General features: G+C 65.2%; 13 protein-coding genes. 5 read left to right on the top strand and 8 right to left on the bottom strand.

The window, feature by feature from the left end:
• Positions 1-266: 266 nt before the first annotated feature.
• From OSH10_RS18950 to OSH10_RS18940, 3 genes are all read left to right on the top strand, one after another.
• A complete protein-coding gene (locus tag OSH10_RS18950; protein WP_266333573.1) occupies positions 267-1,139 on the top strand; it encodes a TIGR01459 family HAD-type hydrolase in 873 nt (290 codons plus the stop codon).
• A gap of 138 nt (positions 1,140-1,277) precedes the next feature.
• Positions 1,278-2,315 (top strand): bifunctional riboflavin kinase/FAD synthetase, encoded by a 1,038-nt coding sequence (locus OSH10_RS18945; RefSeq protein ID WP_266333571.1) that lies wholly within the window; start codon positions 1,278-1,280, stop codon positions 2,313-2,315.
• 105 nt (positions 2,316-2,420) lie between these two features.
• Entirely contained in the window at positions 2,421-3,023 is a 603-nt protein-coding gene (locus tag OSH10_RS18940) for a hypothetical protein (RefSeq protein ID WP_266333570.1), read from the top strand.
• A gap of 57 nt (positions 3,024-3,080) precedes the next feature.
• Here OSH10_RS18940 and OSH10_RS18935 read toward each other — a convergent pair whose 3' ends face one another.
• Complete coding sequence (locus OSH10_RS18935) at positions 3,081-3,773, bottom strand: L,D-transpeptidase (protein ID WP_266333568.1); 693 nt, start codon at positions 3,771-3,773, stop codon at positions 3,081-3,083.
• Positions 3,774-4,051: 278 nt separating this feature from the next.
• On the opposite strand from OSH10_RS18935, the gene OSH10_RS18930 reads away from it, so the two are divergent.
• Entirely contained in the window at positions 4,052-4,705 is a 654-nt protein-coding gene (locus OSH10_RS18930; protein WP_266333566.1) for a DNA-3-methyladenine glycosylase I, read from the top strand.
• Here OSH10_RS18930 and OSH10_RS18925 read toward each other — a convergent pair.
• The 6 genes from OSH10_RS18925 to OSH10_RS18900 all read right to left on the bottom strand — a co-directional run bounded on the left by OSH10_RS18925 (position 4,699) and on the right by OSH10_RS18900 (position 11,158).
• Positions 4,699-4,857 carry a hypothetical protein gene (locus tag OSH10_RS18925; protein ID WP_266333564.1) on the bottom strand — a complete coding sequence of 53 codons (159 nt, stop codon included), beginning with the start codon at positions 4,855-4,857 and terminating at the stop codon, positions 4,699-4,701. The two genes, OSH10_RS18930 and OSH10_RS18925, sit on opposite strands and share 7 nt — an antisense overlap.
• 156 nt (positions 4,858-5,013) lie before the next feature.
• Positions 5,014-6,000 (bottom strand): ATP phosphoribosyltransferase, encoded by a 987-nt coding sequence (gene hisG / locus OSH10_RS18920; RefSeq protein ID WP_266333562.1) that lies wholly within the window; start codon positions 5,998-6,000, stop codon positions 5,014-5,016.
• The gene (locus tag OSH10_RS18915; RefSeq protein WP_266333560.1) at positions 5,997-7,109 is read right to left on the bottom strand and encodes an ATP phosphoribosyltransferase regulatory subunit; all 1,113 of its coding nucleotides are present in this window, start codon (positions 7,107-7,109) and stop codon (positions 5,997-5,999) included. Before OSH10_RS18915 ends, hisG begins: the two co-directional genes overlap by 4 nt.
• 5 nt (positions 7,110-7,114) lie before the next feature.
• Entirely contained in the window at positions 7,115-8,605 is a 1,491-nt protein-coding gene (hisS, locus tag OSH10_RS18910) for a histidine--tRNA ligase (protein WP_266333558.1), read from the bottom strand.
• Between the two features lie 185 nt (positions 8,606-8,790).
• Positions 8,791-9,255: a DoxX family protein gene (locus OSH10_RS18905; RefSeq protein WP_266333556.1), complete on the bottom strand. Its 465-nt coding sequence runs from the start codon at positions 9,253-9,255 to the stop codon at positions 8,791-8,793.
• 151 nt (positions 9,256-9,406) lie between these two features.
• Positions 9,407-11,158: an ABC transporter ATP-binding protein/permease gene (locus OSH10_RS18900; protein ID WP_266333554.1), complete on the bottom strand. Its 1,752-nt coding sequence runs from the start codon at positions 11,156-11,158 to the stop codon at positions 9,407-9,409.
• A 299-nt stretch (positions 11,159-11,457) separates the two neighbouring features.
• Between OSH10_RS18900 and OSH10_RS18895 the strand changes: the two genes are divergently transcribed.
• On the top strand, positions 11,458-12,027 hold the full coding sequence (locus tag OSH10_RS18895) for a L,D-transpeptidase (protein WP_266333552.1): 570 nt from the start codon (positions 11,458-11,460) through the stop codon (positions 12,025-12,027).
• A 52-nt stretch (positions 12,028-12,079) separates the two neighbouring features.
• Here the strand turns inward: OSH10_RS18895 and OSH10_RS18890 are convergent, their stop codons facing one another.
• A complete protein-coding gene (locus OSH10_RS18890) occupies positions 12,080-12,742 on the bottom strand; it encodes a TetR/AcrR family transcriptional regulator (protein WP_266333550.1) in 663 nt (220 codons plus the stop codon).
• Between the last annotated feature and the right edge of the window lie 149 nt (positions 12,743-12,891).

Here is a 12,891-nt window from a genome sequence, read left to right as displayed (position 1 = left end):
CGAATGGAGAAAACCGAAATTCCCCATGTTTGGGCCCAGTTGACGCTACGCAACCCCACCGCGTTTTCTTGTCGAGATCAAGGCCGGACGGCGCAAAATCGGTGTTTGAAACAGAACAAGCGACACGTCCGCAACACAAGCCGCGTCGGGCGCCTGGCAGGGAAGGCACCGCGCCGGCTGGCAATCGACGCCAAATTCATCCAGCCCGGCCGTAATCCGGCAGGCCTGAGCTTGACCCTTGCGAGCGGAAGCAATACGCCCCGCCTATGACCAATACGACTTCGCCCATCGCTGTCTCCGGCCTGTCGGAGCTCGCCGCCCAGTATCGTGCCGTCCTCTGTGACGTCTGGGGTGTCATCCACAATGGCGTGCGATCGTTTGCGCCCGCCTGCGATGCGCTGGCGCGCTATCGCGCGCAGGGCGGCACCGTCGTGCTGATCACCAATGCGCCGCGCACCAGCCATTTCATCGTCGAACAGATGGGGACGCTGGGCGTGAGTCCGGATTGCTACGACGCGATCGTCACCTCCGGCGACGTCACCCGCGCGCTCCTGGTCGAGCGCGGATCGGCCAAGACGTTCCATGTCGGCAGCGAGCGCGAGAAGACACTCTATGACGGCCTCGAGCTGCAGTTCGTGGGCGAAGGCGACGCGGAGCTGATTTCCTGCACCGGCCTGTTCGACGACACGGTGGAGACGCCGGACGATTATGCCGAGCGCTTTGCCGCCTGGCACCGGCGCGGCCTGCCGATGATCTGTGCCAATCCCGACATCGTCGTCGAACGCGGCGACCGCTTCGTCTGGTGCGCCGGCTCGCTCGCCGAGCGCTACAAGGCGATCGGCGGCACCAGCTACGTCGCCGGCAAGCCCAACGCGCCGATCTACGAGGCGGCGCTGAAGAAGGCCGAGGCGATCCGCGGCGGGCCGATCGCCCGGGACGCAGTCATCGCGATCGGCGATGGCGCACCGACCGACCTGCGCGGCGCCTGCGACCAGAACCTCGACGTGCTGTTCGTCACCGGCGGCATCCATTCGGCCAGCTTCGGCCCGACGGAATCCCCGGAGGCCACGGCGGTGCACCGCTTCCTCGACGAAAAGAACCTTGGCGCGCGGGCATTCGTCCCCCACCTCACCTGGTAGCCGGACGATGGGCGCCGCGCCTGCCGGCGCCCATGCCGCTCTCTCCGCAGAAAGTCGCAGCTTGACCCTGTTCGAGCGAGAGGCCAATTTCCGGCCGCAGCCGCCCTTGCCCAACCGGCCGGCTCAACGGGAGCCATCATGACGAGCGCCAACGCGCCCCTGCCGCCCGCCCGGATCTTTCCGCTGGATGCCCTTCCCCCGGATTACCGCCGAAGCGCCATCGCCATCGGCAATTTCGACGGCATGCATCGTGGCCACCAGGCCCTGCTCGAAGCCGCGCGCAGCGAGGCGGACGCCCATCACACACCCGCCCTGCTGCTGACCTTCGAGCCGCATCCCCGCAGCGTCTTCCGCCCCGACGCGCCGCTGTTCCGGCTGACCCCCGTCGAAGCGAAGGCGCGAATCGCGGCCGCGTTCGGGCTGGACGGCATCGTGGTCGTCAATTTCGACCCGCAGTTCGCGAAGACCACCGCCAGCGACTTCGTCGACACCGTCCTGATCCGGCAACTCGGGATTTCGGCCGCCATCATTGGCCATGATTTTCATTTCGGCCATGACCGGCAGGGGTCTCCGGCCTTTCTGGCGCATGAGGGCGTGCGCCGTGGCTTCACCCTGTCCGTGCTTGGCGCCGTCATGGACGAGCATGGCGACGCCTTTTCCTCGAGCCGCGTGCGGCGTTGCCTCGAACAGGGATCGATCGAGGCGGCCAATGCCGAGCTCGGCTATCGCTGGTTCGTCACCGGCCCGGTCCAGCACGGTGACAAGCGCGGCCGCGAACTCGGCTATCCCACCGCGAATATCCGCCTCCCGACCGATTGCGGCCTGGCGCTCGGAATCTACGCCGTCACCCTCACCCGCGCCGATGGCAGCGTGCACCACGCGGTCGCCAGCTATGGCCGCCGGCCGACCTTCGACAATGGCGCCGTACTGCTGGAAGTCCATGTGTTCGATTTCCACGAGCAGCTCTACGACGAGAGCGTAATCGTAACCTTTCACGCCTTTCTTCGCCCCGAGGCGCGCTTCGACAGCATCGACGCGCTGATCGAGCAGATGGACCGGGATTCGCTCGATGCGCGCCGCGTTCTCGCCACGGCGGGCCCCGGAACGGCGCTGGATCAGCGGCTTGCCTCCGTCGCGCCATCGCCGCTGGTTGCCCCGGCAGACCCGATCCGATAAAAGAGCGCGCACGACCGTGCCGGAATTTTGCCTGCTTTTCTGCGTTTAACAACGGTACAGGCTAAGGTGTGCCGATTCGAGCGCGCCCAGGAGTGATCGATCGACATGCCCGCTTCGACTGTTCAGCGTTATCTGGTTCTCCCTGCGGGAGCCCTCGTTCTGGCCGCCCTCGCGGGCTGCTCCGGCACGACCTACGGCACAGGCGTATCGCCCGAGACGCAAACGCTGACGGACGTCATGAGCATCGCCAGCCTTGGCAGCGAGGACAAGCCGCCGATCGACTACAAGCCGCGCGGCGGCATCGTCGTTCCGCCGTCCAAGTCCCTCCCCCCGCCGGGACAGACGGTCGCGGCCGTCAATGATCCGAACTGGCCCAAGGATCTGGACGTTGCCCGCCGCAAAAAGCGCGAGAACGACGCCGTCGCTCCGAACAGCGAAGGCGCGCCCAATCTGCGCCTGGCGCCTGGCCAGACCAGCTTCAGCCGCCGCGAGGAGGAATATTCCGAGGCCCGCAAGGCCGAAGGCAAGAAGGCCTGGAATGACCTGCACGCCGGCAAGTCCGGTTCGGTCAATGCCGACGGCACGCCGAAGCGCAAATATCTGACCGAGCCGCCCGTCGCCTATCGCGCCGCGGATCCGAACGCGCCGATGACCGAGCCCGAGAAGACGAAGAAGAAATTCGACGTCAGCAAGCTCTGGCCCTTCTAGGCCGGACGCGCGAACGACATGCAAAGGGGGCCGAGGCCCCCTTTTTCATGCCTGCCGCTAGCGCACGACGACCCGGGTGCCGACGCCGACCCGCTCGTAGAGATCCTCGACATCCTGGTTGCGCATGCGGATGCAGCCCGATGAAACCGCCTTGCCGATCGACCAGGGCTCATTCGAACCATGGATGCGGTAGAGCGACGAACCAAGATAGAGCGCGCGCGAGCCGAGCGGATTGTCGAGTCCGCCCTCCATGCGCACCGGGAGGCCGGGCCGCCTGGCGCGCATTTCCGCCGGCGGCGTCCAGCTCGGCCATTCCGCCTTGCGCGTGATGGTATGGGCGCCCGCCCACTCGAAGCCGGGCTTGCCGACGCCGACGCCATAGCGACGCGCCGTGCCATCACCCTCGACCAGATAGAGGTAGCGCGACCCGGTATCGATCACGATGGTGCCGGGCCGTTCCGAACCGTCATACTCGACGATGGCCGGCAGGAAGGCGGGATCGAACTGGCGCGACTTGCGACCGGTCGGCCGTTCCGAACGTGGCATCAGGCCCACCGTCTCCGCCGCCCCGCGCGAGCGCCGGGGTGCGCCATAGGTTGGCCGCTCCATCCACCAGGCCTCCCCCTCCTCCGGATACATCACCGGCGGACGCGGACTGTAGCGGTCATAGGCCTGGGCGGCGTCGGGGATTGCGGCCAGCCCGAGAAGGGCGAGGCCGGCGAGGACGGTTCTTTGCAGCGGACTACGCATGGACGCCTCGAATGAGTTGCGCGGGTTGGGCAGGATAGATCGATCGTTGCGGCGTCGCGACCGGTCGGCTCGGGCCGCTCCGTAAGCCCCTTTCCCGAACGCTAGATAAAGCAGGCAAAGGAAAGGTGAAGCGGTCTGGCCGCCCATCGGGATGGTGAACGAAGGGCTAACGGAGCGTTAACAACGCAAGCGCGATTTCGTTGCAAGGATGGGCCTTGCCCTCGCACCATGGACAGTCGTAAAAGTTCCGGGAACAAAAAGCGAACTTCGAGAGTCCCATGTCCCTGCCCGATGGCATCCTCGCCGGCGAAGACGGCGTTCCCCGCTGCTGGTGGTCAAACGGAACCGCCGAGTACCAGGCCTATCATGATCAGGAATGGGGAAGACCGGTCACGGATGACCGCCGCCTGTTCGAGAAGCTCTGTCTCGAAGGCTTCCAGTCGGGTCTGTCCTGGCTGACGATCCTGCGCAAGCGCGAGACATTCCGCCAGGCTTTCGCCAATTTCGAGCCGGCGAAGGTGGCGCAATTCGGCGACGAGGACATCGCCCGGCTGCTCGCCGATCCCGGCATCGTGCGCCATCGCGGCAAGATCGTCTCGACGATCAACAATGCCCGACGCGCGCTGGAACTGATCGAAAGCGAAGGCTCGATCGCAGCCTATGTGTGGAGTTTCGAGCCGCCGGCGAGCGAACGGCCGGATGCGTTCGACAAGGCAAGCCTCACGGCGAACAGCACGTCACCGACTTCGGTGCGGCTGTCGAAGGATCTCAAGCGACGCGGCTGGAACTTTGTCGGGCCAACCACCGTCTATGCCTTCATGCAAGCGATGGGGCTGGTCAACGACCACGTCGAGGGCTGTCACTGTCGCGCCGAGGCGACGCGCATGCGCTATGAACTCAAGCTGCCAGGCAAAGCCTCGGCGTCTCAGTAGCCGCCGTAGGAACGACGACCGCGACGGTCGAGGTCGCGCTGGATCATTTCCAGGTCGATCAGATCGCCGGCCTGGGCGAGCTGCGCGGCTTCGGGGTCGAAATTGACATATTCCGACCAGCTGCGGCGGAACTTCTTCAAGGACTTGAACATCTGCGTGTCTCCCTTTGGTGGGTGATAACGCAAAGGTAAGCTGTTCCTCCCGCATTGCAAACGACTATGTTGCAACGCAGCAATGCAGTCCCTGCATGACGATCCCCAGCGCTCTGCGCGGTCACCGCGCCTGACCGGCGCGGTGAAGATGCCGGTTCAGGCCAGGGCGCGGCCGTCGATGCGGCCCAGCAGGTGCTCGGCCAGCGGGCTCGTGGCAGAGAACACCGTGTCGAGCCGCGAAACGGCCACGGTACGGGCGCCGGCGCCGGTGCGGAGCCATTCGGCGCAGGCATAGACCTTGGCGGCTGGGCAATGCAGCAACAAGTGCCCCGAGGGTATGCCGAACGGCGTGGTCGCGCCGAACCGATCGGCAGCGACCTTGGCAGCCCCTTCCGCATCGGCGACGTCGGCCCGGATCTCGCGCAGGGAACGCCCGGCCGATTCCGCCTCGATGCGGTCGATGATGGTGCGAAGGGCGCCACGCGCCGCGCCGCTCCACGTGGCGGAGAGGCTGGCGACCAGATGTGCCTCGGACTGCAGGATGACGCCGTCGCCGACGATCTTCAGCGCGTTGGCCGCGAGCGTGGAGCCCGTCGAGGTGATGTCGACGATCAGGTCGGCGGCGCCCGATGCCGGCGCGCCCTCGGTCGCGCCAAGGCTTTCCACGATCCGGTAATCGGCAATGCCGTGGTGGGTGAAGAAGCGCCGGGTCAGGTTGACGTATTTGGTGGCGACGGTCAGCCAGCGGCTGTGGCGCGAGCGGAAATCGGCCGCGACATCGTCGAGATCGGCCATGCAGCGGACATCGATCCAGGCCTCGGGCACGGCGACCACGACGTCGGCGTGGCCGAATCCGAGCGGCAGCACCAGATCGAGGCGCTGGGCGAAATCGGAGACTTCCTCCTCGACCAGGTCGCGGCCCGTGATCCCCAGATGCACGGAGCCGGCGGCCAGTTCGCGGGTGATCTCGGAGGCCGAGAGGAAAGCGACCTCGACGTCGGGCAGGCCGCCGATGCGGCCGCGATAGGAGCGCTCGCTGCCCTGCTGCACGACCGGCAGGCCGGCGCGGGCAAAGAACGCGTTGGCGTTTTCCTGCAACCGCCCCTTGGAGGGGACGGCGAGAACGAGGGGGGCGTCGGTCATGCCGCTTCTCCCTTGACGCGATCAAGCCAGAGGGCGAAGCCGACGGCGGGCACAGTGGACTTGGCGCCGAGCAGCGGCATCAGCCGGTCATAGCGGCCTCCGCCGACCACCTGCTGGCCAGCCGGAAGCGCCTTGTCATAGATCTCGAAGACGAAACCGGAATAGTAGTCGAGACGGCGGCCGAAATCGGCGGCGAAGTCGAGCCGCTCCAGATCGATGCCGCGCCGCGCCAATCCTTCGCTCCGCTTTTCGAACCCTTCGACCGACGCCTCGATGCCAAGCTTCTCATCGCGCGCCAGCGACTTCAGATCGTCCAGAACGACGGCTGGCTTGCCGACGATGCCGAGGAAGCGACCCAGCACCGCCTGCGCGCGCTCGTCGAGCCCGCCGCCGGCGGCCAGCGCCGACTGCTCCAGGAAACGGTCGGCGATCTCGCCGGCCGAACGGCCGCCCACGGCGCGGATACCGGCGATCGACAGCAGGTCCTCGACGATGCGGTGGGCCGCCTCGTGATCCGTGCCGTCTATGGCGGCCAGGAACCCGGCATGCGCCGGCGTCTCGGCCGACCCGCCGGCGGAAAGACGGGCGATCGTCGCATCGAGACGGGCGCGGTCGCCGAAGGCGCGCGACAGGCGGCGCTTCCAGACGGCGGCAATGCCCAGTTGCTCGGTCACGGCGGAAAACAGGGCCGAGTCGCCGATCCGCACGATCGGCTCGTCGAGGCCGTAGACGCGGACCGCATCGAGCGCCAGCGCCAGCACGTCGGCATCGGCTGTGATTCGATCGGTTCGGCCGAGCGATTCGACGCCTGCCTGCAGGAACTCGCCATTGGCTCCGCCGGGCCGCTGGCGGAAAACGGGGCCGAGATAGGCGTAGTCGGCCGCACGGTGCGCATCGCCGGTGGCGATGTGCTGCAGGCAAACCGGGATCGTGAATTCCGGCCGCAGGCACTGCTCGCGGCCATCGGCGCTGGTCGTCAGGTAGAGGCGGCGACGCAGATCCTCGCCGGCGACGTCGAGAAAGACGTTCGCCTCCGAGACGATCGGCGGCTCGACGAAGCGATAGCCTGCCTCGGAAAGAAGAACGCGCAGTCGGGTCGTTTCGACCATGTCCATCACCCCGCTTGCCGCGCCAGGATCTCGCGCACGGCGGCGACCAGATCCGTTTCCGGCACCTCGACCTGCGCCGGACGAGCTTCCCGCCAGACGGCGTTGTCGGTGATCTCGGCCGACATCTGCTTGCCGAGCGCCAGATCCTTGACCTGGATGACACCCTTGGCCTTCTCGTCGCCGCCCTGGATGACGACGCAGGGCGCATTGCGCTTGTCGGCATATTTGAGCTGCGCCTTCGGCCCGGAACCGCCGAGATAGAGCTCGGCACGGATGCCGGCGTTGCGCAGTTCCGTGACCATCTTCTGGTATTCGCCGATGCGGTCGCGATCAAAGATCGTCACCACGACCGGGCCGATCTCGGCCTCCGCCGAAACCTTGCCGAGCGCGGTGAGCGCCGCCATCAGTCGCGAGACGCCGATCGAAAAACCGGTCGCCGGAATGGATTCGCTGCGGAAGCGTCCCACCAGCCCGTCATAGCGGCCACCGCCGCCGACCGAGCCGAAGCGGGCGGGCTCGCCCTTTTCGTTGACCGTCTCGAACAGCAGCTCGGCTTCGAAGACCGGGCCGGTGTAATATTCAAGGCCGCGCACGACCGAGGGATCGATCTTGATGCGGTCCGAATAGCCGGCCGCGGTGGTGATGACCGAGATCTGATCGAGCTCGTTCAGCCCCTCGACGCCGGAGGGGCCCATGCCGATATTCTGGCGGATGCTCTCGACCGTCGCCTCGTTGCCGACGCTCGATTGCGCGGCGACATATTTCATCACCGTCGCGACACCGGCTTCGTCGAGGCCGGCGCCCTTGGTGAAGTCGCCGCTTTCATCCTTGCGGCCTGCGCCGAGCAGAAGCTCGACGCCCTCGGGTCCGAACTTGTCGAGCTTGTCGATGGCGCGCAGCACTGTCAGCCGCTTGCCTGCATTTTCGGGCCCCGCCAGGCCGATCGACTCCATGACCCCATCGAGAACCTTGCGGTTGTTGACGCGAATGACGTAGTCGCCGCGGCTGATGCCGAGCGCCTCGATCGTGTCGGCCATCATCATGCACATTTCGGCATCGGCAGCCGGCGACGCGGAGCCCACCGTATCGGCGTCGAACTGCATGAACTGGCGGAAACGTCCGGGACCCGGCTTCTCGTTGCGGAACACCCAGCCATTGCGATAGCTGCGATAGGGCTTCGGCAACTGGTCGTAATTCTCGGCGACATAGCGGGCGAGCGGCGCGGTGAGATCGTAGCGCAGGCTCAGCCACTGCTCGTCATCGTCCTGGAACGAGAAGACGCCCTCATTGGGACGGTCCTGGTCGGGCAGGAACTTGCCGAGCGAATCCGTATATTCGATCAGCGGCGTCTCGACCGGCTCGAAACCATAGAGTTCGTAGACGCCCCGAATCGTGGAGAGCATCCGGTCGGCCGTCTTGATCGCGCCGGCATGGCGATCGACGAGCCCACGCGGCAGGCGCGCCTTCAAGGCGTTCGTCTTGTCTTTCTCGGCCATGTCGTCGATCCCGTCTCTCGAGCGATACATCTTGTACCGCATCCGAAGGTACATTTCGTACCGTATCTAGCGGCGCGTTTCGTACCCCATCGACCTTGAACGGGCAACCTCACCGGCGCATGACACCAAACGCAAAAGGCCGCCCCGAAGGGCGGCCTTGCAAAGCGTACTGCGAACGAAAGCGCTTAGAAGGAGCGGCCGATCTTGGCGTCGACCGAGTACTGGTTGCCGCCCTTGAAGACGAAGTAGAGCGCGGCGAAGAACCAGAGCGAGGCATATTCGAAGCCGCCGGTCGCCATGAAGAAGCCATTGCCGATATGGACGGTCAGCGTCGCCACCAGCAGGACGAAGGCAGCGACCAGCGCGGCCGGGCGGGTCAGCAGGCCGATCGCAAGGAACAGGCCGCCGAAGAACTCGCCGAGACCGGCGAGCGTTGCCAGCAGGACCGCCGGCTGCAGGCCGATCGAGCCAAAGAAGCCGGCCGTGCCCTCGATGCCGCCACCGCCGAACAGGCCGAACAGCTTCTGCGCGCCATGCGGAACCAGCCAGAAACCAACCACGAAGCGAAGAACCGCTTCAAAAAAGGGCGATGCAGCGTAAAGACCGCCAAAGGCGGGCACGATCAGCTTCTGCGACGTCGTATCGGTCATTTTTATCTCCAGATGCCGGATCGGCATGTTCGATTGATCTGGAGCAAAACATAGACGATCCGATTGATACCCGAAACGTAGCCACGGCACGACACACTGTTCAGTTGGGGTAAACAATTCCGCGCAGGGCCCGTCCGCGCGGAACAATCTGTCACGCCCGTTGGAGCGCCGTCTCCTCGCGCTCGACCAGCACATGGCCGCCGCCGCCATTCTCGACCAGTTCGAGGAAGCGATCATGCAGGACGGTGAGACTGGAGCGGTGGCCGATCGAGACCACCGTGGCATGCGGCAGCCGTTCCCGGATCAGATTGTAGACCGACGCCTCTGCCTTCTCGTCGAGCGCGCTGGTGGCCTCGTCGAGCAGCAGCCAGTCGGGGCCGGCGAGGATGGCGCGCGCGATGGCGATGCGCTGCTGTTCGCCGCCGGACAGGCGATTGCCCCAATGCGCCTCCTCGTCCAGCCGGTCCGCCAGCCGCGGCAGGCCGACCGCCTCCAGCGCCTCGCGGGCCTGCTCGGTGGAGAGCGTTTCCGCGTCGCGCGGATAGGCCAGAGCGGTGCGGAGCGAGCCGAGCGGCATATAGGCTTCCTGCGGCAGGATCAGCAGGTTGGAGCCGGCCGGGATGCGGATGGAGCCGTTGCCGAACGGCCAGATGCCGCCCAGCGCGCGGAACAGGCTGGACTTTCCGGAGCCGGACGGCCCGGTCAGGAGCACGCGCTCGCGCGGGGTCAGCGTCAGTTGCGGCACGTCGACGATCTCGCGGCCATCGGGAAGATGGACGACCAGCCCGCTGATGACGAGATCGGCGTCGGCGCTGTCGGCGGCGAGCGCAGGACCTGCCCTCTCCATCTCTTCCGAATGCTCCATCGCCTTCTCGAAGCCATCGAGACGATCGACGACCGCCTTCCAGCCCGCCAGCGTCGAATAAGCGGTGACGAAGAAGGAAAGTGCGCCCTGCACGGTGCCGAAAGCCGAGGCGATCTGCGTCAGCCCGCCCAGTTCGATCGAGCCGGCGAAATAGAGCGGACTGATCAGGATGAAGGGGAAGATCACCGCAAGCTGGTTGTAGCCGGCCGTCAGGAAGGTCAGCTTCTTGGTCCGGCTCATGATCTGGTAGAAGTTCGACAGCACGGAGTTGAAGCGCCCGTAGAGACCGGCGCGTTCCGCAGCCTCCCCCTTGAGCAGCGCGACCTCCTCGCCATTCTCGCGCAGCCGCACCAGAGCGAAGCGGAAATCCGCCTCGTAGCGCTGCTGCTGATAGCTCAACGCCACCAGCGGCTTGCCGACCCAGTGCGTCACCAGCGTGCCGAGGATCGCATAGCCGAGCGCCAGCCAGACCAGATAGCCGGGGATGGCGTAGCTCTTGCCGAAGACGATCAGCGGCGCGGTCGACGACAGGCTCCAGAGGATGAAGATGAAGGTGACGAGGGTGACGACCTGGCCCAGCAGCGCGACGCCGATCGACAGCGCGCCATCGGTGAAGCGATCCGCATCCTCGGCAATACGCTGGTCCGGGTTATCGGCCGGGTTGCCGGCCAGGCGCATGCGGTAATGCGTGCCCTTCGACATCCATTCGTCGACATATTTATGCGTCAGCCAGTTGCGCCAGCGGATCTGCAGCCATTGCGAGAAATAGAGCTGGTAGACCGTTGTGATGATCGAGAGCGCCGCGATCCAGGAAAACACTACGAACATCTGATAGGCGAAGGTGGTCCAGTCCTTCTTCTGCAGCGCCGTATAGAAATCATTGTTCCAGTAGTTGAATTTGACATCGAGCCAGACGTTGAACAACCGAAGCCCGATGACGATCGCGAGCAGCCCGATCGCCACCCACATCTCGGATGAACGGAAATAGGGAAGCGCGATCCGCAGGACCGTGCCCAGCGCCGATTTGAGCTTTTGCATTTCGATCTCCACGCGGAGCGGAGCGCCGCCGCAGCGTATTCCAGCACTGTGGCGCGGCGGACCTCTCAGCGACATGGCCGCCGCGTTACCGAACATTAATGGCCGGAAGGGAGAATGCAGGCTCCGTGAACGCGATCACAATCACGGCCGCGTGATTCGCACGCCGGTTGCCGCATCCCAATCGCGATTCTATTCTACGTCATCCGAGAACCGCGCCGCGTGCGCGATGGACCGAAATGGGGGACTCCATGAACTTCCGACGCGTCATAGCCGCCTCGCTGCTGGCTGGAGCTGTATCCATGACCGCAGTTGGCAGCGCGCACGCCCAGAACTTCTTCCAGAAGCTGTTCCAGGGCAGCGACAATTTCGGTCCGAGGGCCAGCGGCCCGGGCTCGACGCTGCCCTACAAGTACCAGAAGCAGCGCGTGCGCTTCGCGACCAATGAAAAGCCCGGAACCATCATCATCGATTCCAGCGAGAAATTCCTCTATCTCGTCGAGGGCAATGGCAAGGCCTTGCGCTATGGCGTGGGCGTTGGCCGCGACGGCTTCGGCTGGCAGGGCAATGTGAAGATCGGCCGCAAGGCGGAATGGCCGGGCTGGACGCCGCCGCCGGAGATGATCCGTCGCGAACGCAAGAAGGGCCGGATCCTGCCCGCCTATATGGAAGGTGGTCCCAAGAATCCGCTCGGCGCGCGCGCCATGTATCTGTATCGCGGCGGTCAGGACACCATCTTCCGCATCCATGGTACCAGCGAGCCCTGGACCATCGGCCACAACGTCTCGTCCGGCTGCATCCGCATGGTGAACGCCGACGTCAGCGACCTCTACTCCCGCGTGCCGGTTGGCACGAAGGTCGTCGTTCGCTAAGGCGGCGGTCCACCGGGACGGCGGCGGGCTCGCGTCCCTCGCCTCCCCCGCTTCAGCCGGCCAAGGCCGGCTGCGGCGCCCCATAGGCCTTCATGAAGATGGTGACGGCGCTGTCCACACGGCGCGCGATTTCCTCCGGCCCCGGGCTGTCGATCACGCCAAACAATACGCTGCGCATGACACCGCTCTGCGACAACTCTACGAACTGCTGCGCCGCCAGCAGGCAATCCTCTATCTCCAGCACGCCCGCCTTGGTCTGCGCGTCCAGATATTGGGCGAGCAGCTGCGTGCAGAGCATCGGGCCGTTCGAATAGAACTCGGCGCCCACTTCCGGCATGCGATTGATAATCGAAAACACCGACCGCATGGCCTTGATGTAGTATGGCTTGGTCAGGATCGCGCAAAGCTCGCGGCCGAATTTCTTCAACACCGCTTCGACATCGTGATTCTCGAAATCGAGCATGACGATCCGAAACAGTTCCTCGCGCTTCTCGGCCGAGATCAACTCGATGAACAACCGCTCCTTGTTGGCGAAGTAGACATAGAGCGTACCTTTCGAGACGCCTGCCGCGCGCGCGATGTCGTTCATGCTCGCCGCGTCGAAGCCCTTCTCAAGGAAGACCTGGCTGGCGCCGCGCATGATCTGCTCGCGTTTGCGCGAATCCTGCCCCGCTCCACCTTCTTCGGTGTCACGGGTAGCGTCGACGAGTGACACGGCGTTTCTCCCATCCGGCTGCGATCCCCCGCGCGAGGCGGCTTTGAGTCGGGATCACTTATGTCCAATTCAAAAGTACCAAGAAGCGGAGGCCAAACCAACCGAGCTGCCTTTTTGTGCGACACGCGATTTTTATGACCGAACCGTTC

Origin of the sequence: Kaistia defluvii (assembly GCF_026343955.1) — a bacterium.
Taxonomy (GTDB): domain Bacteria; phylum Pseudomonadota; class Alphaproteobacteria; order Rhizobiales; family Kaistiaceae; genus Kaistia; species Kaistia defluvii.
Note: the sequence above shows the minus strand (reverse complement) of the source record. Positions and strands in the feature narration are given on the sequence as shown.

Coding starts and splice junctions, on each gene's coding strand:
- OSH10_RS18945 (WP_266333571.1), top strand. CDS start 1,278: ATGACGAGCGCCAACGCGCCCCTGCCGCCCGCCCGGATCTTTCCGCTG.
- hisS (WP_266333558.1), bottom strand. CDS start 8,605: ATGGCCGAGAAAGACAAGACGAACGCCTTGAAGGCGCGCCTGCCGCGT.
- hisG (WP_266333562.1), bottom strand. CDS start 6,000: ATGACCGACGCCCCCCTCGTTCTCGCCGTCCCCTCCAAGGGGCGGTTG.
- OSH10_RS18915 (WP_266333560.1), bottom strand. CDS start 7,109: ATGGTCGAAACGACCCGACTGCGCGTTCTTCTTTCCGAGGCAGGCTAT.
- OSH10_RS18900 (WP_266333554.1), bottom strand. CDS start 11,158: ATGCAAAAGCTCAAATCGGCGCTGGGCACGGTCCTGCGGATCGCGCTT.
- OSH10_RS18925 (WP_266333564.1), bottom strand. CDS start 4,857: ATGTTCAAGTCCTTGAAGAAGTTCCGCCGCAGCTGGTCGGAATATGTC.
- OSH10_RS18940 (WP_266333570.1), top strand. CDS start 2,421: ATGCCCGCTTCGACTGTTCAGCGTTATCTGGTTCTCCCTGCGGGAGCC.
- OSH10_RS18935 (WP_266333568.1), bottom strand. CDS start 3,773: ATGCGTAGTCCGCTGCAAAGAACCGTCCTCGCCGGCCTCGCCCTTCTC.
- OSH10_RS18930 (WP_266333566.1), top strand. CDS start 4,052: ATGTCCCTGCCCGATGGCATCCTCGCCGGCGAAGACGGCGTTCCCCGC.
- OSH10_RS18905 (WP_266333556.1), bottom strand. CDS start 9,255: ATGACCGATACGACGTCGCAGAAGCTGATCGTGCCCGCCTTTGGCGGT.
- OSH10_RS18950 (WP_266333573.1), top strand. CDS start 267: ATGACCAATACGACTTCGCCCATCGCTGTCTCCGGCCTGTCGGAGCTC.
- OSH10_RS18895 (WP_266333552.1), top strand. CDS start 11,458: ATGACCGCAGTTGGCAGCGCGCACGCCCAGAACTTCTTCCAGAAGCTG.